We start from the raw sequence: 19,894 nt of genomic DNA on the forward strand, positions 1-19,894 counted from the left end.
CGGAGCTTTTCTAGGTCTTCTGGGGAAAGCGAGAAGTCACGGCTCTTGAGCATGGTCTCATATCATTGATTTGATTCCAAAATTCTACAGGCAATCGTATAAATTTTAAACAACAATCAAACTTGATTGAGACTGCTTATCAAGAGCAGTCAATTTTATACTCCAATCATCCCATCGACGCACTAAAGAAAGCTCCCACCCAGAATAATCCAATAATCCCCGCTTAAATGCCGACAAAAAATCCGCGTACAAGGATTTAAGAAAATCATCCCCCTTAACAGGGAATCGCAATCTTATCTCCTCTTTCATTTCTGTCGTGAAATCATCATTTGCAGAAATGACAAAAACATCCTTATCACCTTCGCAGGAATTTATGCATAATGCTATAGTATTTAATATTTTAATAAATCTATCTTCAATCATTAAGCCCATATCGAAAATTTGCTCTTCATAATAATCAATCTCGACATTTAAATCATTCAATATCAAGCACCTGAGTAAATTATTAACTGTTTCATTTGAAATCCAACCCTCAGCAACCCCACCGCCTCCGTCACTATCTTTTAATTGCAGAATTTGATTTTTACTTTGGGTTTTTATTTTTTCTTCCAACTTTTTAAGCAATAGCATTTGATTGCCAAGCTCTCGATATTTGTGGATTTTTTTCCTTGCGTTAAGTTCAAATACGTCACCATCAGAAATTTTATAATCAACCACCATCAAATCAGGCGCACAGAATCTGGATGTATTATAATTAGACATCTGAATCCACCTCAATCAATGAACCAAATACATTTGTGTCATTTTTTATTCTTTTTTCTATTGATCCCGCTTTTAATAATGCTCGGTCCAGAGTATCCCTTAGCTCGCGAATATCAACAGAATCCAAAGTTAAAAACACATCATTAATATCACCGGAAATTCTATACGACACTTTAAGCTCGTGCATAACCAAAGACCCCATTATTTTGTCATCCACATCATCATGAAACACTGGGCGTATTTCAGTTATTACGGAACTTTTTAGAAAAATCTTTTCGCTAGCCTGAAGAAGCCTCACAGACTTTGTTGATGTCGATATAACATCAGACGTCAGTATTTTCAATAAATTTTCGTAGAGAGAATTTTTATTCTCTCCAATATAATGCCTCTCTATCGAATCATCTAAATCATCTGCACTTTTTACTATTTCATTTAAAAAATCCACAACCCTCATTCTTGCGTTTTGCTTTAGGAAATGAACGCCGACGATTGACTCGGCAATAATATATCTATTTATATACTTTACATCTTGAGGTGATTTTATTCTCGATATAACGGAAGATATTTCATCCTCGATTGATAGGCATGGAGATATTTTTCCGTCAATATTTTCTAGTATCTCATCCAGAAAATTCGACTCAATATCGATCAAAACTCGGAGAGTTTTTAGAATCTCAGCATTTAAGCGAAACTGTCCCATGTCATGTCCCGTAGATGAACCTCAATTTAAGAGGCAATGCATTGCAGAAGTCGCGCTCAAGAGCACCATGAGCAAGGATCCAATCGGACTCGCAACTAACATCGCATGAAAAGAACGCCTGCGGACCTCGTATTTAATGCAGTACGATCATGCCGCTATCTCAGCGGATACACAATCGGTTAAGCCAGTGGTGTATCCGTGTTGCACAAGCCTGCGAATCACGCCAGCCAGCACAAGTTCATCGCACCGGCTCGGTGATGAAGGCGATCCGGCTCAGTCCGGCCTGCTGCAGCTGCCCGATCAGCTCGGCCACGCGGCCATAGGGCACCAGCTTGTCGGCCCGCAGCAGCACCTCGGGGCGCTCGCCACCACGGCGCTCGATGTCCTTCAGCCGCTCGGCGAAGGCCGGGGGTTCCAGCCGCTCCTCGCCCCAGTAGAGCGCGCCGTTGGCCTGCAGGCCGAGGCTGATCGCGGTCGGCGTCTGCTCGGTGGGAGCGGCGCCGTCGGCCTTGGGCAGATCGAGTTTCAGGCTCGAGGTCATCAGCGGCGCGGTGATCATGAAGATCACCAGCAGCACCAGCATCACGTCGATCAGCGGCGTCATGTTGATGTCGCTGATCGGCGCCTCGGCCTTGCGGCGTTCAAGGCGCCCGAAGGCCATCGCCGCGCTCCCGCTGGTTCTGCTGGTTTTGCTTGCCCAGGGCCATCTCGCGCAGGTCGTGCGCGAAGCCTTCGAGGTCCGCCTCGCAGGCGCTGACCCACTGGCCGAACACGTTGTAGGCCAGCACGGCGGGAATTGCCACCGCCAGCCCCGCCGCGGTCATGATGAGCGATTCGCCCACCGGCCCCGCCACCTTGTCGATGCTGATCGAGCCGGTCGCCGAGATGCCCAGCAGCGCGTGGTAGATGCCCCAGACGGTGCCGAACAGCCCGACGAAGGGTGCCGTGCTGCCGACCGAGGCGAGCAGCACCTGACCCAGCTGCAATTGCCCGAGCACGCGGTGCAGCGCGTCGCGCAAGAGGCGCGTGAGCCGCGATTCGGCATCGCTGCCGGCGTCGAGCGTGCCGGGCGCGGCCTGCTGGAGCAGCGCGTCGAGCATGGGCACCAGCACCTGCTCGCGGTCGAGCGCGGCGAGTTGCGTGCGGCCGGTCGGCACGTCGGGCGCCGACCAGAACACCGGCACCGCCCGCGCCAGGTCACGCCGCGCCCGCGTCAGCACCCAGCCTTTCCACAGGATCAGCACCCAGGCCGACACCGACATCGCCAGCAGCAGCGCCGCGACGGTGCGCGAAACGCCGTCGCCGGCCGACCAGATCCGAGCCAGCCCGTCCACGCGGGTCAGCCCAGGCCGAGCACGTCGTTCATGCCGTACAGGCCACGGGCCTTGCCGGCGAGGAAGCGCACGGCGCGCAGGCTGCCCTGCGCGTAGGTCGCGCGGCTGCTGGACTTGTGGCTGATCTCGATGCGCTCGCCGATGCCGGCGAACAGCACGGTGTGGTCGCCGACCACGTCGCCGCCGCGGATGGTGGCGAAGCCGATGGTGCTCGGGTCGCGCTCGCCGGTGACGCCTTCACGCCCGTAGACCGCGCAGTCCTTCAAGTCACGGCCCAGCGCATCCGCCACGACCTCGCCCATCTTCAGCGCGGTGCCGCTCGGCGCGTCGACCTTGAAGCGGTGGTGGGCCTCGATGATCTCGATGTCGTAGCCCTCGTTCAGCGCGCGGGCGGCCATGTCCAGCAGGCGCAGCACGACGTTGACGCCGACGCTCATGTTGGGCGCCATCATGATGGCCACGTCCTCGGCGGCGGCGGCGATCTCGGCCTTCTGTGCGTCCGAGAAGCCGGTGGTGCCGATGACCAGCTGCACGCCCAGTTCGCGGCAGACGGCCAGGTGCGCCAGCGTGCCTTCCGGGCGCGTGAAGTCGATCAGGCAGTCGGCGCCCTGCAGGCCGGCGCGCAGGTCGGCGGTGATGGTGACACCGCTGGCCTTGCCGAGGAAGGCGGAAGCGTCCTGGCCAATGGCGGGGCTGCCTTCACGGTCGAGTGCACCAGCGAGCACGCAGTCATCGGCGGCCATGACGGCTTCGATGAGCATGTGGCCCATGCGGCCAGTGCAGCCGGCGATGGCGATGCGCAGCGGCGCGGGGGTGGACGGGGTGGCGGCGGGAGCGTTCATCGGACAGAGGTTTCCAGCGGAGGATAGGAGCGCAGCGGGCCGCTGGCCGCCGTGCCCGGCAGCAGCGCGGAGCGGCTGGGGGCGGGCACGGGAATGGCGCGCAGCTGCTGCTCGTCGAGTTCGAGCACGGTCTTGCGCGAGGACGGTTTGACCACGTCGATCGAGGCCACGAACTCGCGCTCGGTCGGCACAGCGTCGGCCTCGAAACGGGCCACGCGGTCGTTCTCGAAGAAGACGGTCACGCGGCGCTGCTGGGCCGGCGCACCCTGGCGGCGGATGGTGAAGACGTAGTCCCAGCGGTTGGCGTGGAACACATCGGCCAGCAGCGGCGCGCCCAGCAGAGTACGCACCTGGTCGCTCGACAGGCCGGGGCGCAGCTGCGCGACCATGTCCTGGGTGACGACATTGCCCTGCACCACTTCCATGCGGTAGGGCGTGATGAAACCGAGCAGCGAACCGTCGGACGAGATGGTCGAGCACCCGGCCAGCGTGGCAGCAGCCATGAGCACGAGGGTCGACGCGGGGAGGGAGAAACGGGTCGGAGCAGCCATGTGGTTTTGGTGTTGGACACCGCCGTGAGCGGCACATCCCGATATGATCCGGCCATTCTAGCGAGCCACCATCGGCCGAACCGGCAATCCCATGACGAACGCGGAAGAACTCAAAAGCTCGGGCCTGAAGGCCACCCTGCCGCGCATCAAGATCCTTGAAATCTTCCAGCGCGCCCAGCAGCGCCACATGACGGCCGAGGACGTCTACAAGGTGCTGCTGCACGACGGCGCCGACATCGGGCTGGCCACCGTCTACCGCGTGCTGATGCAGTTCGAACAGGCCGGCCTGCTGAGCCGCAACCACTTCGAGAGCGGCAAGTCGGTGTTCGAGCTGAACGAAGGCGAGCACCACGACCACCTGGTCTGCCTGGACTGCGGCCATGTCGAGGAGTTCTTCGACGCGCAGATCGAAGCCTGCCAGCGCACCATCGCGCAGGAACGCGGCTTCGCGCTGCAGGAACACACCCTGGCGCTCTACGCCCACTGCACCAAGCCGGACTGCGCGCACCGGGCGGTGAAGTAAGCGCCAGTCGGCCGGCGGCTCAGAGCCCCGGCTCGCCGCGGTCCATCAGGTCGCGGTGGCGCTTGATGAATTCCTTGTAGGTGTCGATGCCGCGCAGCTGCAGCACGGTGTTGCGCACTGCGGCTTCGACCAGCACCGCCAGATTGCGCCCGGCGTCCACCGCGATGATCACCTTGCGCACCGGCATGCCGAGGATGTCCTCGTACAGAGGCTCGTAGGGCAGGCGCTCGAAATCGCGCTCCAGCGTTTCCTTGCGCACCATGTGGACAATCAGCTTCAGGCGCATCTTCCGGCGCACGGCCGTCTCGCCGAAGATGGCCTTGATGTCGAGCAGGCCGATGCCGCGCACTTCGAGCAGGTTGCGCAGCAGCTCCGGGCAGCGCGCCTCGATCGCCGACTGCGACACGCGGAACAGATCGACCACGTCATCCGCGACCAGCCCGTGGCCACGCGAGATCAGCTCCAGCCCCAGCTCGCTCTTGCCCAGGCCGGACTCGCCGGTCAGCAGCACGCCCAGGCCGAGGATGTCCATGAACACGCCGTGGCGCGAGGTGCGCTCGGCGAAGTGCTGGCCGAGGTAGCCGCGCAGCACGTCGATGACGTGGCCGGCCGATTCGCGGGTGCAGAACAGCGGGATCTCAGCGCGCTCGCACATCGCCACCAGCCGGTCCGGCGGCGTGCAGCCATCGGCCACCACCACCACCGGCGGCTCCAGCGCGACGATGCGCGAGATGCGGCGCTCCTGGGCCTCGGACTCGGCCTCGGCCAAGTAGCCGACCTCGCGCCGGCCGACGATCTGGACGCGGTACGGGTGGATGTAGTTGAGGTAGCCGACCAGATCGGCCGCCGACTGCGCATCGCGCACGGCGACTTCATCGAAACGGCGTTCCGGATGGGCGTGCCCGGCGATCCACTCCCACTTCAGCATGGCGCGGTGGGAATCGAACAGCGCCTCCGCGCTGATGACGGTCGGTTTCAAATCAGACTCGACTCAGGCTCAGGCCACCGAGCGCAGTGGTTCCCAGCGGGAAATCATCTCGTGCAGCTTGACCGGATCGGTCTCGACCTTCATCCGCTCGCGCAGTTCGCGGTCGGACAGCAGCTCGGCGATCTCGGAGAGGATTTCCAGGTGGCGCTGCGTGGCCGCTTCCGGCACCAGCAGGAAGATCAGCAGCACGACCGGCTCGTCATCCGGGGCCTCGAACGCAATCGGCTGCGCCAGGCGGACCACGGCGGCCAGCGGATTCTTCAAGCCCTTGATGCGACCATGGGGAATGGCAACGCCATGGCCCAGTCCGGTCGAACCCAGACGCTCTCGTGCAAAGAGGTTGTCGGAGACAGTGGCACGGGCAATGGCGTGCTGGTTTTCAAACAGCAGACCAGCTTGCTCGAACGCGCGCTTCTTGCTGGAAGCGTCCACGTTCACCAGCACATTGCCAGCAGGGAGGATCGCGGCGAGACGGTTCATCGAGATCGGGCGCCGGTTTGAGCATGAGCCTTGGCAAGCGCGGGTCGGGTGTGTTCGGGGAGCTGATTATAGGAATCAGCGCGGCAGCTGTACGCAGCATCTCGCCCTCGGAACAGGCCATGCAGGCCCCGGTTGCCGATGGGCAACGTTCAACTTGTTCATTTCTTTCAAAAATGACAACGGCCCCGCTGCGGGGGCCGTCTGCCACAGAGTCGCGGGACCTGGGGTCGTGCGACTCGAACCGCCGTCAGACCGCTTCGCCGGTGAGGGCAATGCGCTTGGGCGCGGTGTGGTGGTGGTCCTGCAACTTGTCCTTGTGACGCACGACCTGGCGGTCGAGCTTGTCCATCAACTGATCGATCGCGGCATAGAGATCCTCATTGGCACTTTCCACAAAGATGTCACGTCCCTTGACGTGCAGTGTGACCTCGGCGCGTTGCCGGCGTTCCTTTTCCTTCTGCTTCTCCACGGTGAGTAGCACGTTGACATCCACTACCTGGTCAAAGTGACGGGTAACCCGGTCCAGCTTGGTCAGCACGTATTCGCGCAGAGCCGGGGTAACTTCCAGATGATGACCGCTGATCGTGAGATTCATGAGGCCTCCTTTCGAGAGGTTGGGTGGGGAGACGCTGAGGCCAGTGTGACCATTTCGTGAATCGCTGACAAGCCCTCCCTGTCACACCCTGCAACCGCCGTGTGGAATTGCCCTGCACCCCTGAATACGCGCGCTGTCCACGGGTTTTCGAGCATTCAGACACACCCGCTTCCGCGGTGCAATAATTGGTTCTTCCCGCCGGCACAGGAGTTGAACTCGGACAGCAGTCACCCTCGGTGAACGTCCCCCCTCCGGGCACGATCTGCAGGAGTTCTGATGCTCAACGTCTTCACCCTGGCCAACGGCCGCCTGTTTCAGGAAGAAATCGACGCCCCCGAAGCCCTGGCCCACGTTGCGCCGGTCTGGGTCGACCTGGAAGCGCCCACCACCCAGGAAAAGGGCTGGATCCAGGCGCGCTTCGACCTGACGATTCCCGAGAACATCGTCGACGACGATCTGGAGGAATCCGCCCGCTTCTACGAGGAAGACAACGGCGAGCTGCACATCCGCTCCGACTTCCTGATCGATGACGGCGAGACGCCGCGCAACGTGCGCGTGGCCTTCATCCTGCACCACAACGTGCTGTTCTCGGTCCACTCGGAAGACCTGCCCGTGTTCCGCCTGCTGCGCCTGCGCGCGCGGCGCATCCCGGCCATGATCGAGGACGCCAAGGACGTGCTGCTCAAGCTCTACGACGCCGACGCGGAATACTCGGCCGACGCGCTCGAAGGCATCTACGACTCGCTGGAGAAGGTCAGCGCGCGTGTGCTCAAGCAGGATGTGGACGACCGCGCCGCGGGCGAGGCGCTCTCGGCCATCGCGCACCAGGAAGACCTGAACGGCCGCATCCGCCGCAACGTGATGGACACGCGCCGCGCGGTGAGTTTCATGATGCGCAGCCGCCTGCTGAACGCCGAGCAGTTCGAGGAGGCGCGCCAGATCATGCGCGACATCGATTCGCTCGACTCGCACACCGCCTTCCTGTTCGACAAGATCAACTTCCTGATGGACGCCACCGTCGGCTTCATCAACATCAACCAGAACAAGATCATCAAGATCTTCTCGGTGGCCTCGGTCGCGCTGCTGCCGCCGACGCTGATCGCCAGCATCTACGGCATGAACTTCCAGCACATGCCCGAGCTGACGCAGCCCTGGGGCTACCCGTTTGCGCTCGGGCTGATGGTGGCGTCGGTGGCCGCACCGCTGATCTACTTCCGCCGCAAGGGCTGGATGCGCTGAGCGCCGCCAAGGCCCAGTCTGCCAACTATGCACACCGGAGCTGCGCAAGTGATCGCTAGACTCGATGGAACCCGGCCGTCCCGCGGCCGAGCACACCAAGAAAGCCCGCAGCAGCCGCCATGGCGCGTGTGGGGGATGGGGTTGCTGGCAGGGTGGGTCTTCGCTGCCCTGCCGGCATTCGCCCAGTTCACGACGGCGCCCGAGCCCCAGCCGCTCGACGAGATCGCCAGCCTCGGCACCGAGGCCGCGCGCAACGCCGCCGAATACCGCATCAACGGCGCCCGCCACCTCTACATGCGCTACTGGCCGCAGGTCTTCGACGGCAAGCTGCCGCCGATGCTCCACGCGATCGCCGCCTTCCGCACCACCGTCGACAGCCGCGGGCGTGTCACCGATCTGCGGATCGTCCGCTACCCGGCCTCTGCCCACGAAGTGGTGCCGTGGATCCAGCGCATGGTCTACGCGGCCGAGCCCTATCCGCCGCCGCCACGCGGCATGAAAACCGTGGTCTATCCCGAGGTCTGGCTGGTCACCGCCGAGGGCAAGTTTCAGCTCCACACGCTGTCCGAGGGGCAGCTGGATTCCGACGATCCGGCCCGCTGAGCTGGTGCGCGGTCAACCCGCGGCGCGGCGCTTCAGCCAGCGGATCAGCGCGCCGATCGCGTACAGCTTCTCGTACAGCTCTTCGGCCGCGTCCCAGTAGTCGCGGTGCAGCACCAGCCGCCCGTCCGCGCCGAAGCGCAGGTGCGAGCTGCCGTGGATCGTCGTCGTGCCCGGCCCCAGGCGGGGCGCCTCGAACAGGAAATCCCAGGTCAGGAAACACTGGTCGCCCTCGGCGACGGCGTCGAGCACGCTGAAACGCGGTGTCCCGAGGTTGTCGAACATGTGCGCGAACACGCGGCGGATGCCGGGCACATCGTGCACCTCGTTGAACGGGTCCTTGAAGCGGGCCGCGGGCGCGTAGAGCGCGCCCAGCTGGTCCAGATCCGCTGGAGCGAGCCGCTCGAAGAAGGTGATCACCCGGGCGACACGGGGGTCTGGATGGCGGGGATTCGGCGGGTTCACGGCGATCATGCCGCTCCTTTCACAAGCCGGTAGCGCGGCGCACCAGCGAAAAATACAGCCCGTCACCGAGCAACCCCAGCAGCTTGAGCACCCGGCTGAAGCGCTTGGGGAAATGAAGCTCGAATTCTCCCCGCGCCCAGCCCTTCAGGATCTCCGCGGCCGCCACCTCGGGGGTGATCAGCCCCGGCATCGGGTGGGTGTTTTGCGCGGTCAGCGGCGTCTCGACGAAACCGGGGTTGATGACGGACACGTCGATGCCGCTGGGCTTCAGGTCCATCTGCAGCACCTCGGCCATGTTGATCAGCGCCGCCTTGGTCGGGCCATACGCCAGCGCCTGCGGCAGGCCGCGGTAACCGGCCACGCTGGCGACGAGGCTGATGTGGCCGCTGCGCTGGGCGAGCAATGTCGGCAGCACAGCGTCGAGCATCCGCATCGCGCCGGTGACGTTGATGTCCTGGTGGCGGATCACCTCGTCGAGGTCGTAGGCCGTGGCGCGCACCGGCAGGTAGTGGCCGGCGCAGTAGAGCGCCAGATCGAGCCGGCCGTGCCGCGCCAGCAGCTGCGCCATGCCCGCCTTCAGCGCGCCGGGGGCGGCGGCGTCGAGCGGCAGCGCCATCGCGCCGGGATGGGCGGCGGCAAAGGCCTCCAGGGGTGCCGCCTTGCGCGCCGAGACGACCACCTTGGCGCCGCGCCGCGCCAGCGCCTCCGCCGTGGCCAGACCGATGCCGGACGAGGCGCCGACGATCCAGACGACGCGTCCGGTCCAGTCGCGCAAGGGTTGGTTGACGGACATGGCGGATCCCGGCTCAGGGCTTGTGGAAGGCCAGCGTGACCTCGCCGAGCCGGACGCCGAACTTGCTCATCACGGCCTTGTTCAGCATCACCTTGTCGTCCATCAGGTACATCCAGTCGTCGAACTGCACCTCGTAGGTCTTGCCATCGACGGGCAGCTTCAGCGTGTACTGCCAGCGCAACGCGTTGCCCGCCGCGCGGCCTTGCGCCTCGCCGAGCACGTCATCGGCGCGGCCGGTGTAGCGCCCGTCGCCGAGGTCGGTCAGGCGCCAGACGCGGCGTTCGGTCTTGCCGTCGCTGTAGGTGAAGTCCTCTTCGAGCACGCCTTCGTTGCCAGTCCAGCGCCCGACCATGCGCACGGTGAAGCGCCGGGCGACCTTGCCGGAGCGGTCGGTGAAGACGCCGTGCGCGGTCATCGGGCCGTTGAAGTACTCGCGCAGCACGAGCTTCGGGGTCTCGCGGGCGTAGTCGTCCACCTGCGGCCCGGCACACGCGGCCAGCAAGGCGGTCGCCGCGGCCACGGCCAGGGTTCGTACCGATCGGGTCACGTTCATGGCGTTCATGGAGTCTCTCCTTCGATCACCCGGCGCAGGCGCCACAAGGCCCCCAGCGCCAGCAGTTTCAACACACACGGCAGCGCCGCATACGCCAGGCTCAGCGACCACAGCGAGTCGGCCTCGCGGCTGCCCGGCGTGTAGCCCGCCCACTGCAGCGCGGGCAGCGCCAGCCCTGCGGCGAGCGCCAGATTGAGTTTGGTCGCGCTGTTCCACCAGCCGAAGAAGGCGCCCTCGGCCGCCCCGCCCTGCCCGCTGCGGCGCACCACCGAGGTCAGCAAGGCCCCCGGCACCACCAGATCCGCCCCCAGCGCCAGCCCGCTGGCCAGACACACCGCGAAGAAGCCGCCCGTGTCCCCCGCCCCGAGCGCCAGCGCGCCGACAAAGGTCACCACGGCCAGCACCATCCCCGCCGCCCAGGTCCGCACCAGCCCCCAGCGCGCCACCGCACGCACCCACAGCGGCAGCGACACGGCGCCCGCCACGAAATACGCCGCGAGGAACGCCCCTTCCAGCGCCGGCGCCTGCAGCCGGTCGCGCACGAAGAACAGCACCAGCGTGGCCGGTACCGCGCTGGCGATGCCGTTGAGCAGGAACACCGCGATCAGCCGGCGGAACCCGGCCACCCGCCACGGCGCGGCCATCGACAGTGGTGCGGCCACCCGGCTGCGCAGCACCGGCCGCGGCGCCCGCGTCAAGGCCAGCAGCGCGCCGCCAAGCGCCAGCGCGAACACGCCGACCATCGCCGGCAACCCCGCCGCCGACGGCAGCACGCTCGCCAGCACCACGCCGACCAGCGCCGCGCCTTCGCGCCAGCCGATCCAGCGCGCCTGCGCCGCATCACCGCCGCCGAGGCGGGCGCCCCAGGTCTGGTGCAGCACGCTGGCGACGCTGTAAGCCAGATACGTCGCCACCAGCAGCGCGCCACACCAGCCCAGCAGCGTCGAGGACGACCCGCGCACGCTCGCCGGCGGGAAGAACAGGCCGGTCAAGCCGGCCACGAGCGCCAGTGCCGCCAGCCCGAGCACGGCCCAGACCCGCCCCATCGCCCCGCCCAGCAGTGCATCGACCCGCTGTCCGATCCACGGGTCCACCACCGCGTCCAGCGCCCGCACCGCGAGCAGCACGCCACCCAGCGCCGCCAGCGGCACACCGAACTGCGCCGCGTAGTGGTTCGGCAGCACGACGTAGAGCGGCAGCGCGACAAAGGCCAGCGGCAGCCCGAGCGCGCCGTAGGCCGCGCCGGACGAGGTGGCCGCGTTCATCCCGCCGCGCCCAGCAGGGACTGGCGCAGGGCAGGCTCCGGGCTGCGCGGCGAGAGCCAGATGCCGAAGAACAGCCGCGCGAACTCGGCGCCCGCCACCTCGTGGGTCGGGCGGGCGTTGTGGAAGAAGCGTGCGCCGCGCCCCGGCTGGTGCAGACCCGTGATGCGATCGCCGCCGACCACATCGGGAAAGGCCGCCACCATCGCCGTGCGCCAGTCACCCGCCTGCCGGTCCTCGATGCGGTCGATGCGGCGCATCTCGTCGATCGAGCGCTCGGCGATGCGCGCGCCGTCGAGCGAGCGGGCGTAGAGCAGCTCCAGCGCGAAGGGCCGCGTGGCGTAGTCCTGCGCGCTGACCGGCTCGCCGGCCACCCACAGCCGCGTGTCGTAGATCGTCAGGCCGAGCCAGCGGAAACGCATCTGCCCCTGCAACTTCGCCCCCGGCAGCGCCGAGCGGACCTCGGCCGGCGGTTCGCCCGCGCCCTGCGCCGACGCGGTCACCGCCAGCAGGCCCGGCAGCGTGGCCAGCAGGGTCAGCGACTGGCGGCGGGTGGTCCTCATGGCCGGCGCAGCGTGTACTGCACGACGTTGGTGTTGCCGGTATCGAACGCCGCTTCGCAGTAGGCGAGGTAGAAATCCCAGGTCCGCATGAACGGCTCGTCGAAGCCCAGGCGCTGCACCTTCTCCGCCTGCGCGTGGAAGTCGGTCCGCCAGCGGCGCAGCGTCTCGGCGTAATCGGGGCCGAACGCCATTGCCTCTTCCACCACCAGCCCGGCGCGCCCGGCCGCCTTGCGGAACTCGGCGTCGCTGGGCAGCAGGCCGCCGGGGAAGATGTACTGCTGGATGAAGTCGGTGGAGCGCACGTAGCGCTCGAACAGGTCGTCGCGGATCGTGATGCTCTGGATGCAGGCGCGCCCGCCCGGCTTCAGGCAGCGCGCCACCGTCTCGAAGTACGAGGGCCAGTAGCTGCGCCCCACCGCCTCGAACATCTCGATCGACAGCACCGCGTCGAACGGCGCGAAGCCGGGCGCCTCGGCGATGGCGCGGTAGTCCTGCAGGCGCAGGTCGGCCTGTGCGGCGGTGCCGTTGCGGGCCATGCGCTCGTTGGCCCAGGCGAGCTGCTCGGTGGACAGCGTGACGCCGGTGACATGGGCGCCGAACTCGCGCGTGCCCATCTCGGCCAGCGCGCCCCAGCCGCAGCCGATTTCCAGCACGCGGTCGTCCTGCCCGACGCGGGCCTGCTGCAGCGCGCGGCGCACCTTGGCGTGTTGCGCCTCGGGCAGCGGCTTCGTGTGGTCGCCCTCGAACCAGGCGCTGGAGTAGTTCATCGTCCCGTCAAGCCACAGCCGGTAGAAGGCGTTGCCGAGGTCATAGTGGGCGTGGATGTTGCGCTTGCTGCCTTCGCGGCTGTTGCGGTTGCGCAGGTGGCGCAGGCGGTACAGCAGCGAGCCCCACCAGTTGCCGAAGATCAGCTGCTCGACCGCCTCGCGGTTAGCCAGCAGGAAACGCAGCAGGCCGGGCAGATCGGGCGTATGCCAGCCGCCGGCGATGAAGGTTTCGGCGAAGCCGATGTCACCGGACTTCAGCACGGCCGAAAACAGCGACCAGTCCTTCACCGCGATCGACGCGTGGGGCACCGCGCCGTGGCCGACACGGCAGTGCGAACCATCGGGCCACTGCAGGTCGAGCGTGCCGCAGGGCAGCTTCTGCAGCAGGCGGAACACGGCGCGGGCCGCGGCCGGCGCACCGGCGGGCAGCAGCAGCGAAGCCGGCGTCAGCGTCGACCCCATCGGCAGACCGGCGCCGGCACAGACGGCCGAGGCGGAAACGGAAGCGGTTCGGGCGGGTGCGTTCATGGTGCGTCGGTTCGGTTGCAGTGGTCGTGGCGAGGGCCGCGGCAGATCAGCGGCTGACCAGCGCCGCAGGCGGCACCGGCTTGCGGAAAAAGGGCACGCGCTGCCACCAGAGGTGCAGCGCCTGCCAGTGGATGCGCGCCATGACGCCCAGCGTCAGCAGCGGGCTGCCGAGCCAGGCCTGGTGCAGCGCGCGGCGGGTCAGCGGCGCGAGCTGGCCGCTGACGCTGGTCTGCAGCAGCGGCTGGCCGGTGGCGTCGTCGTGGTCGATGCGGGCCACCGTGCGATCGGCCGTGCGCATGAAGCGGAAGCGGTAGCTGCCCTCGATGGCGCAGAAGGGCGAGACGTGGAAGACCTTGTCGGCGCGCAGCTCGCGGCCCCAGCCGAGCGGGGCGGCGTCCGAGCCGGTCAGCAGGTAGCAGTGGCGCTCGCCGAAGGTGTTGTTGACCTCGGCGACGATGGCGCGCAGCGATCCATCCGCCCGGTGCGCGTACCAGAAGCTCACCGGCTTGAAGGCGTAGCCGAGCACGCGCGGGTAGGTGTGCAGCCAGACCTCGCCGTCGGCGTCGGTGATGCCCTCGTCGGCGAGCAGGCGCTCGAACCAGGCGAGTGCATCGGCGCCACCGTCGCCGTGGTCGCGGTCGTGGAAGCTGACGAGGCCGGCCCGGTTGCGCGCCAGCACCGGGTCCGGCTGGGTGCGCAGCGTGCGCATCGGCAGCAGCAGGAACCAGGTCGGGTAGCGGAAGGCCCGCCGCACCGGCCGCAGCCGCGTGTGGCGCACCTCGCCGCGCCCGATCAGCGCACGTGCCGGGCCGAGGTCGGTGTTCATGCGGGCACCCGCTCGCGGCCGTGCGCCCAGTGCTGTTGCAAGCCGCGCACCACGTTCAGCCCGGACTTCAGGCCGTCCTCGTGGAAGCCGTAACCCGTCCAGGCGCCGCAGAACCAGGTGCTCTGCCGGCCCTGGATCGACGGCAGTCGGCCCTGCGCGTCGATGGCGGCGCGGTCGAACACGGGGTGGCTGTAGTCGAACTCGGCCAGCACGTGCTCCGGGCGAACCGTTCGCACCGGGTTGAGCGACACCACCACCGGCTGCTTGAAAGGCATCGGCTGCAGGCGGTTGAGCAGGTAGTGCAGGCACACGCCCGTGTCCTCGGTCATGGTGTCGCCGGCGTGTTCGTAATTCCACGCCGCCCAGGCCTTCTGGCGGCGCGGCAGCTGGTGGACGTCGGTGTGCAGCACGGCGCGGTTCGGGTGGTAGCGGATCGCGCCGAGCACCTGCGTTTCGTCGGCGGTCGCGTCGGTGCCGAGCAGGCGCAGCGCCTGGTCGGAATGGCAGGCCAGCACGATCGCGTCGAAGCGCGCCTGCCCGTCGCAGGCGGTCACCACCGCGCCGCCGTCCGGCAGGCGCCGCACCGCCTGCACCGGCGTGTTGAGCCGCACGTCCTTGAACCGGGGGCGCATCTTCTCGACATAGTTCCGCGCCCCGCCCGTGACCGTGTACCACTGCGGCCGGTCGCTGACCTGCAGCAGGCCGTGGTTGTGGCAGAAGCGGATCATGGTGGCGATCGGGAACTGCAGCATCTGCGCCGTCGGGCAGGACCAGATGCAGCCGATCATCGGCAGGAAGTACCAGCGGCGGAAGGTGTCGGAGTAGCCCTCGGCGTCGAGGAATTCGCCGATGGACTGGGCGAGCTGGGCTTCGCTGCCGGTGCGGGCGAGTTCGGTCGTGCGCTTGTTGAAGCGCATCAGCTCGCGCAGCATGCCGAGAAAGCGCGGGCTGAACAGGTTGCTGCGCTGGGCGAAGACGGTGTCGAGGTTGCAGCCGCTCCACTCCAGCGCGCCGTCATCGGCCTGCACCGAAAACGACATGTCGGAGGCCGCTGTCTCGACGCCCAGCTCGGCGAAGAGCTTCAGCAGCTCGGGGTAGGTGCGGCGGTTGAAGACGAGGAAGCCGGTGTCCACGCCGTGGGTGTGGAGCCGACCATCGGCGCCGGGCAGGGTCACATCGACCGTGTGGGTGTGGCCGCCGAGGTAGTCACCGGCCTCGTAGAGGGTGACGTGGCAGTCCTGGCCGGGGGCACTCAGGTGCCAGGCGGTGGACAGGCCGGCGATGCCGGAGCCGATGACAGCGATACGCCGCATGGCTCAGCACCCCACCAGAAAGAAAACCCGTGCAGCACCCGGCGACGAAGGAGGGAGGAGGGAGGAGGAGATGAGCCGCCTCCGGGGGACTGCCGACTCCGGAGAGTCGATCAGGCTGCACGGTGAAAAATCGTTGATCGAGGCCATGCTGACTTCATACGCAGCACAGCCCGGATCGGATGCAGACGATTGGAGAAAGCCCGGCGCGCAAAGTTCCGGGGCCGGGGCAGTGATTTGTTCATTTTTCATGCGGTCCGTTCCAGACTTCAGCGCGCGCTCAGCATGGCCCGCACGTCGCGCAGCAGCGCCGCGTCGTCGGGCGCGGTCAGGCTGGTGTAGCTGTGCACGGTCTGGCCATCGCGGCTGACCAGGTACTTGTGGAAGTTCCACAGCGGCGACTTGCCCGAGCGCCTGGCCAGCTCGGCATAGAGCGGATGGGCCTTGTCGCCCTTGACCGTCACCTTGCTGAACATCGGGAACTTCACGGCGAACTGGTTCTCGCAGAACGCCGCGATCTCGGTCGCCGAGCCCGGCTCCTGCCCGCCGAAGTCGTTCGACGGAAAGCCCAGCACCACCAGCCCCTCGCCGCGCAGGCGCTCGTACAAGGCTTCGAGTCCCTTGTACTGCGGCGTGAACCCGCACTGGCTGGCCGTGTTGACCACCAGCACCACCTTGCCGGCGTACTGGCAGAGCGACTGCGGCTGTTCGTCCTGCAGGCGCGGCACGCTGCGGTCGAGCAGCGCCGGGCACGTGGCCGCCTGCGCCGGGCCGATCAGTGCCGCCAGTCCGAGTGCACAGAGGGCGTGTGCAGCGCGTGAAACTTGCCGTGCCTTGAACATGATTTGTCTTGGGCAAATGTTGGATTGAGGTTTATATTAGGCCTCATCATGGAATTTAACAAGCGTTTGTCCAAGACATACCAAAGACACCCGGTGAACACCGGCGGACGCTGCAGACAGCCCCGTTTCGGTGTACGGCACACTCGGAGCCCCTGATGAACGACCGGGCACCCGCCGCACTGCACATGCTGACCATCGCCGCCGTCGAACGCGACACCCGCATCGGCAAGGACACCTTGCGGGTCTGGGAGCGCCGCTACGGCTTCCCCAGCCCCTTGCGCGACAGCAATGGCGAGCGCCTGTACCCGGCCGAGCAGGTCGAGCGGCTGCGCCACATCAAGCGCCTGCTGGACGCCGGCTGGCGGCCCGGACGCGTGGTCAGCCTGCCGCTGCAGGACCTGCAGGCGATCGGCGAGCTGGCCCGCGCCGACCGCACCGTGGCCCCTGCGCCGGACGACACGGCGCTCAGCGCCGAACCCCAGGCGCTCTACACGCTGCTGCGCGCGCACGATGTGATCGGCTTGAGGCGTGCGCTGATGCAGTCGCTGCTGCGCCGGGGGCTGGGGCACTTTGTCGGCGAGGTGGTGGCGCCGCTGCTGGTCGAGATCGGGCAGGCCTGGTCGCGCGGGCAGCTCGCGATCTTCGAGGAACACCTGTGCAGCGAGGCGATCGAGACTGTGCTGCGCTCGGCCATCGCCTCGGCGCCGGAGGCCACGGCCGACGGCACGCCGCGGGTGCTGCTGACCACCTTCCCGGACGAGCAGCATGGTCTGGCGCTGCTGATGGCCGAGGCGATGCTCACCGTCGAGGGCTGCGCCTGCATGAACCTGGGCCGGCAGACACCGCTGCAGGACATGGTGCTGGCCGCCCAGGCGCACCGGGCGCAGGTGGTGGCGCTGAGCTTTTCCTCGCTCGCTGCGGCGGGGCCGGCGCTCGACCACCTGGCCGATCTGCGCGCCCGCCTGCCCGCATCGATCGAGATCTGGGCCGGCACTTCGCAGCCCGCGATGCTGCGCCGCGACCCGCCCGGGGTGACGCTGCTGGACAACCTGGCCCAGGTGCGCACCGAAGTCGGGCGCTGGCGAAGCGCCGTGCGCTGACCCGCGGGCATTCAGACTTTTGCTACGCAGGCATCAAGCGCGGTGAACCCGGCCGGGCCTGGGACGCCCCAAACTGGCAACCATGACACCGCGCAACCCTTCTCCCCGCTACCACGGCCTGTCGATCGCGCTGCACTGGCTGCTGGCCATCGCCCTCGTCAGCCTCTTCGTGGTGGGCAACTACATGGCCGACCTGCCCTTCTCGCCGACACGCCTGAAGCTCTACAACTGGCACAAGTGGGCCGGTGTGACGATTCTGGTGCTGTCGGCGGCGCGGCTGCTGTGGCGACTCGTCCAGCGCCCGCCTTCCCTGCCGGCGCGCATCCAGGCCGCGATGCCCGGTTGGCAGACCACCGCCTTCCACGCCACGCACCACCTGATGTACCTGCTGTTCTTCGCGGTGCCGCTGACGGGCTGGGCCTATAGCTCAGCCGCTGGTTTCCCGATCGTGTGGTTCGGCGTGCTGCCGCTGCCGGACTTCGTGCCGGTGGACAAGGCGCTGGCCGAGGCGATCAAGCCCTTCCACGAACTCTCCGCCTTCGCACTGGCCGCGCTGGTCCTGGCCCACGTCGGCGCCGCGCTCAAGCACCAGTTCATCGACCGCGACCGCCTGCTCGGCCGCATGGGCATCGGCCCGGTCTGAGCCCCTGAGCCCCACGACCCCTTTTCGGAGCGTTCACATGAACATCAGACTGAACACGTTCAGCACCGCGGCGCTGGCCGCCGCCGCATTCCTCGTCCTGGTCAGCCAGCCCGCCCTCGCGCAACAGAAGCTCGACGCCGCCAAGAGCGAGATGGGCTTCGTCAGCAAGCAGATGGGCGTGCCCGTCGAAGGCAAGTTCCGCAAGTTCGACGCCCAGATCGCGTTCGACCCCAAGAAGCCCGAGGCCGGCAAGGTCAGCTTCACCATCGACACCGGCAGCGCCACCTTCGGTGCGCCGGAAACCGATGCCGAAGTGGTCAAGCCGACCTGGCTGGGCGTGGCCAAGTTCCCGCAAGCCACCTTCCAGTCCAGCGCGATCAAGGCGGTCGGCCCCGGCAAGTTCGAGGTCGCCGGCAAGCTGACGATCAAGGGCAATGTGCAGAACGTGACTGTGCCCGTGGCCCTCGCGCAGGCGGGCGGCAACACGACCGCCTCCGGTGCCTTCGCCATCAAGCGCCTCGAATTCAAGATCGGCGAAGGCGAATGGGCCGACACCTCGATGGTCGCCAACGACGTGCAGGTCAAGTTCAAGCTGCTGCTGAGCGGCGTGCCCGCGCTCTGAAATTCCCAGCCCCCTGTCTGTCCCTCTCCTCTCCAACCCTGAAGGTATCCCTCCCATGAAGAAGTCCCTGCTCGCCCTGGCCCTGGTGCCCGTCCTGTTCGCCTCGGCCGCCCACGCCGAAAGCGCCGCCTACGCGATCGACCCGACGCACACCTTCGTCACCTTCGAGATCGACCACTTCGGCACCTCGACCAACCGTGGCCGCTTCGACAAGAAGGAAGGCACCCTCCAGTTCGACCGCGCCGGCAAGACCGGCAAGGTGGACATCACCATCGATGCCAACTCGGTCAACACCGGCACCACCCCGTTCGACGGCCACCTGAAGAGCCCGGAAATCCTGAACACCGCGGCCTACCCGACCGCGCGCTTCGTCAGCGACAAGTTCGTGTTCGAGGGCGACAAGGTCAAGGAAGTCAGCGGCCAGTTCACGCTGATGGGCAAGACGCACCCGGTCACGCTGAAGGCGACCAAGTTCAACTGCTACATGAACCCGATGGTCAAGCGCGAAGTGTGTGGCGGCGATTTCGAAGCCACCATCCAGCGCAGCCTGTGGGGTGCCAGCTATGGCATCAACTACGGCTTCTCGGACGACATGCGCCTGGTGGTCCAGGTCGAAGCCGTCAAGCAGTGAAGCCCTGACGCCCCAAGGCACGGGCCAGCACCGTGCCGATCATCTCGCTCGCCGTGCGCCAGGGTGCGCGCGGCTGTCGCGGGGTGAGTCCCAGCAAGGACAGCGACCCGACCAGCGTCATCACGATCGACGCCAGCGCCGCGGCCAGCATGACAGCGGGACACACCATCACCACCAGAAACAAGCGGGCCAGACCGGTCGAGGTGGTGAACAGATCCGACCAGCGGATGCGCCTGTGGTACTTCATGAAGGCTCTCCTGATGACTTGTCACGACAGACCTACATCAGATCCATGTCGTAACACTCGTCACACGAGAATACCTTGATTCGGTGGAATTTCCGCCAACGGGGATAACTTTGCGCGCTTTTACCGAG

26 protein-coding genes are annotated in these 19,894 nt (G+C 65.9%); 7 read left to right on the plus strand and 19 right to left on the minus strand.

All coding sequences use genetic code 11. From position 1 onward, the window contains the following. Positions 1-105: 105 nt before the first annotated feature. From AABN02_RS02415 to AABN02_RS02440, 6 genes are all read right to left on the minus strand, one after another. Positions 106-762: a hypothetical protein gene (locus AABN02_RS02415; protein ID WP_338413324.1), complete on the minus strand. Its 657-nt coding sequence runs from the start codon at positions 760-762 to the stop codon at positions 106-108. After that, positions 755-1,462, minus strand: coding sequence for a hypothetical protein (locus tag AABN02_RS02420; RefSeq protein ID WP_338413325.1), 708 nt, complete (start codon positions 1,460-1,462; stop codon positions 755-757). The genes AABN02_RS02415 and AABN02_RS02420 overlap by 8 nt, the downstream gene beginning before the upstream one ends. 238 nt (positions 1,463-1,700) lie before the next feature. Next, entirely contained in the window at positions 1,701-2,123 is a 423-nt protein-coding gene (locus AABN02_RS02425; protein ID WP_338413326.1) for a biopolymer transporter ExbD, read from the minus strand. Next, complete coding sequence (locus AABN02_RS02430; RefSeq protein ID WP_338413327.1) at positions 2,104-2,796, minus strand: MotA/TolQ/ExbB proton channel family protein; 693 nt, start codon at positions 2,794-2,796, stop codon at positions 2,104-2,106. Before AABN02_RS02430 ends, AABN02_RS02425 begins: the two co-directional genes overlap by 20 nt. Before the next feature lie 5 nt (positions 2,797-2,801). Next, positions 2,802-3,638, minus strand: a complete 837-nt coding sequence (gene dapB, locus AABN02_RS02435; protein WP_338413328.1) for a 4-hydroxy-tetrahydrodipicolinate reductase — start codon at positions 3,636-3,638, stop codon at positions 2,802-2,804. After that, the gene (locus tag AABN02_RS02440) at positions 3,635-4,189 is read right to left on the minus strand and encodes an outer membrane protein assembly factor BamE (RefSeq protein WP_338413329.1); all 555 of its coding nucleotides are present in this window, start codon (positions 4,187-4,189) and stop codon (positions 3,635-3,637) included. Before AABN02_RS02440 ends, dapB begins: the two co-directional genes overlap by 4 nt. A 91-nt stretch (positions 4,190-4,280) precedes the next feature. Between AABN02_RS02440 and fur the strand changes: the two genes are divergently transcribed. Beyond that, a complete protein-coding gene (fur, locus tag AABN02_RS02445; protein ID WP_338413330.1) occupies positions 4,281-4,712 on the plus strand; it encodes a ferric iron uptake transcriptional regulator in 432 nt (143 codons plus the stop codon). A gap of 19 nt (positions 4,713-4,731) precedes the next feature. Here fur and hprK read toward each other — a convergent pair whose 3' ends face one another. The 3 genes from hprK to raiA all read right to left on the minus strand — a co-directional run bounded on the left by hprK (position 4,732) and on the right by raiA (position 6,775). Next, entirely contained in the window at positions 4,732-5,691 is a 960-nt protein-coding gene (gene hprK, locus AABN02_RS02450; RefSeq protein ID WP_338413331.1) for an HPr(Ser) kinase/phosphatase, read from the minus strand. Between the two features lie 18 nt (positions 5,692-5,709). Beyond that, positions 5,710-6,180 (minus strand): PTS sugar transporter subunit IIA, encoded by a 471-nt coding sequence (locus tag AABN02_RS02455; protein ID WP_338413332.1) that lies wholly within the window; start codon positions 6,178-6,180, stop codon positions 5,710-5,712. A 247-nt stretch (positions 6,181-6,427) separates the two neighbouring features. After that, positions 6,428-6,775, minus strand: a complete 348-nt coding sequence (raiA, locus tag AABN02_RS02460; protein ID WP_179633640.1) for a ribosome-associated translation inhibitor RaiA — start codon at positions 6,773-6,775, stop codon at positions 6,428-6,430. A 276-nt stretch (positions 6,776-7,051) separates the two neighbouring features. Here raiA and corA point away from each other — a divergent pair, with 276 nt between their 5' ends. Together corA and AABN02_RS02470 are read left to right on the plus strand one after the other, a co-directional pair. Continuing rightward, positions 7,052-8,014: a magnesium/cobalt transporter CorA gene (corA, locus tag AABN02_RS02465; RefSeq protein WP_338413333.1), complete on the plus strand. Its 963-nt coding sequence runs from the start codon at positions 7,052-7,054 to the stop codon at positions 8,012-8,014. Between the two features lie 135 nt (positions 8,015-8,149). Then, on the plus strand, positions 8,150-8,617 hold the full coding sequence (locus AABN02_RS02470) for a hypothetical protein (RefSeq protein ID WP_338413334.1): 468 nt from the start codon (positions 8,150-8,152) through the stop codon (positions 8,615-8,617). A 12-nt stretch (positions 8,618-8,629) separates the two neighbouring features. Here the strand turns inward: AABN02_RS02470 and AABN02_RS02475 are convergent, their stop codons facing one another. From AABN02_RS02475 to AABN02_RS02515, 9 genes are all read right to left on the minus strand, one after another. Continuing rightward, on the minus strand, positions 8,630-9,088 hold the full coding sequence (locus AABN02_RS02475) for a nuclear transport factor 2 family protein (protein ID WP_338413335.1): 459 nt from the start codon (positions 9,086-9,088) through the stop codon (positions 8,630-8,632). A 10-nt stretch (positions 9,089-9,098) separates the two neighbouring features. Beyond that, positions 9,099-9,872 (minus strand): SDR family NAD(P)-dependent oxidoreductase, encoded by a 774-nt coding sequence (locus tag AABN02_RS02480; protein ID WP_338413336.1) that lies wholly within the window; start codon positions 9,870-9,872, stop codon positions 9,099-9,101. A gap of 13 nt (positions 9,873-9,885) precedes the next feature. Next, positions 9,886-10,425: a DUF3833 domain-containing protein gene (locus AABN02_RS02485; RefSeq protein ID WP_338413434.1), complete on the minus strand. Its 540-nt coding sequence runs from the start codon at positions 10,423-10,425 to the stop codon at positions 9,886-9,888. 5 nt (positions 10,426-10,430) lie between these two features. Continuing rightward, complete coding sequence (locus AABN02_RS02490) at positions 10,431-11,690, minus strand: MFS transporter (RefSeq protein WP_338413337.1); 1,260 nt, start codon at positions 11,688-11,690, stop codon at positions 10,431-10,433. Next, on the minus strand, positions 11,687-12,250 hold the full coding sequence (locus AABN02_RS02495; protein ID WP_338413338.1) for a chalcone isomerase family protein: 564 nt from the start codon (positions 12,248-12,250) through the stop codon (positions 11,687-11,689). Before AABN02_RS02495 ends, AABN02_RS02490 begins: the two co-directional genes overlap by 4 nt. After that, positions 12,247-13,479 carry a cyclopropane-fatty-acyl-phospholipid synthase family protein gene (locus tag AABN02_RS02500; RefSeq protein WP_338413435.1) on the minus strand — a complete coding sequence of 411 codons (1,233 nt, stop codon included), beginning with the start codon at positions 13,477-13,479 and terminating at the stop codon, positions 12,247-12,249. The genes AABN02_RS02495 and AABN02_RS02500 overlap by 4 nt, the downstream gene beginning before the upstream one ends. A gap of 112 nt (positions 13,480-13,591) precedes the next feature. Further along, positions 13,592-14,371, minus strand: coding sequence for a DUF1365 domain-containing protein (locus AABN02_RS02505; RefSeq protein WP_338413339.1), 780 nt, complete (start codon positions 14,369-14,371; stop codon positions 13,592-13,594). Next, positions 14,368-15,684, minus strand: coding sequence for an FAD-dependent oxidoreductase (locus AABN02_RS02510; RefSeq protein ID WP_338413340.1), 1,317 nt, complete (start codon positions 15,682-15,684; stop codon positions 14,368-14,370). The genes AABN02_RS02505 and AABN02_RS02510 overlap by 4 nt, the downstream gene beginning before the upstream one ends. Before the next feature lie 266 nt (positions 15,685-15,950). Then, positions 15,951-16,523: a glutathione peroxidase gene (locus AABN02_RS02515; protein ID WP_338413341.1), complete on the minus strand. Its 573-nt coding sequence runs from the start codon at positions 16,521-16,523 to the stop codon at positions 15,951-15,953. A gap of 155 nt (positions 16,524-16,678) precedes the next feature. On the opposite strand from AABN02_RS02515, the gene AABN02_RS02520 reads away from it, so the two are divergent. The 4 genes from AABN02_RS02520 (at position 16,679) to AABN02_RS02535 (ending at position 19,519) form a co-directional block, all read left to right on the plus strand. Beyond that, entirely contained in the window at positions 16,679-17,623 is a 945-nt protein-coding gene (locus AABN02_RS02520) for a MerR family transcriptional regulator (RefSeq protein ID WP_338413342.1), read from the plus strand. Between the two features lie 82 nt (positions 17,624-17,705). Next, complete coding sequence (locus AABN02_RS02525) at positions 17,706-18,266, plus strand: cytochrome b (protein ID WP_338413343.1); 561 nt, start codon at positions 17,706-17,708, stop codon at positions 18,264-18,266. 43 nt (positions 18,267-18,309) lie between these two features. After that, entirely contained in the window at positions 18,310-18,888 is a 579-nt protein-coding gene (locus tag AABN02_RS02530) for a YceI family protein (protein WP_338413436.1), read from the plus strand. Between the two features lie 55 nt (positions 18,889-18,943). Next, on the plus strand, positions 18,944-19,519 hold the full coding sequence (locus AABN02_RS02535; RefSeq protein ID WP_338413344.1) for a YceI family protein: 576 nt from the start codon (positions 18,944-18,946) through the stop codon (positions 19,517-19,519). Here AABN02_RS02535 and AABN02_RS02540 read toward each other — a convergent pair. Further along, positions 19,509-19,766, minus strand: coding sequence for a hypothetical protein (locus tag AABN02_RS02540; RefSeq protein ID WP_338413345.1), 258 nt, complete (start codon positions 19,764-19,766; stop codon positions 19,509-19,511). The genes AABN02_RS02535 and AABN02_RS02540 overlap by 11 nt on opposite strands. Between the last annotated feature and the right edge of the window lie 128 nt (positions 19,767-19,894).

The sequence above is a fragment of the uncultured Sphaerotilus sp. genome (assembly GCF_963924895.1).
GTDB lineage: Bacteria > Pseudomonadota > Gammaproteobacteria > Burkholderiales > Burkholderiaceae_C > Sphaerotilus.